2 pseudogenes are annotated in these 559 nt (G+C 44.4%); both read right to left on the reverse strand.

Annotation, left to right across the window (positions count from 1 at the left end):
* Nucleotides 1-152 (reverse strand): annotated as a pseudogene (locus ACWHAR_RS30575) (LLM class flavin-dependent oxidoreductase); the annotation flags it as partial.
* A 139-nt stretch (nt 153-291) separates the two neighbouring features.
* Nucleotides 292-559: pseudogene (locus ACWHAR_RS30580) on the reverse strand (amino acid permease); the annotation flags it as partial.

Raw genomic sequence — 559 nt, forward strand, 5'->3', positions numbered from 1 at the left:
TCAGCCAGCCAGAACCTGTGGTACCCCCATTTTTCGGCATGCTGCGCCAAATCCATAGATTGTTTAAAAGATTGTTCCGCATTTCCGCCTTGTACGATAGGAGACAGATTTAATACGGAATACTTCGTATTTTTGAAATGCTGTTCTGACATTGTCTTTCCTTCTTCCTGAAGTGTAGTGGTCATGTAATTAGACGATAACATAATCGTCCCGGTGAATAAAAGAAATTAGTTCGAAAAAAATCGAACTAATGTATAAAAAGCTTGCCTCCGCTGGGAGGCAAGCCCTTTTTTAAGAAGCGGCCGTTTGGCCGGCTGTCTGGTTTCTTCCTTTAAAGAAATAAGCAGCGCTAATGAGCAAATAGATCCCCGCCGTCACCAATGTAATGACAATCGACGTGGTCAGGATGACACCGATCAGTATGGCTGTCAGCGAAATGATTGCCACCCAAGTCGTATAAGGGAACCATTTGACATAGTAGCCGTTTCCAGCTGTTTGATTCCGTTTCCTCGATTTTAAATGGGCGGCGGCAATCAGCATCCAGATCACAAGGACGGTA

This window comes from Bacillus sp. LR--39, assembly GCF_053613335.1.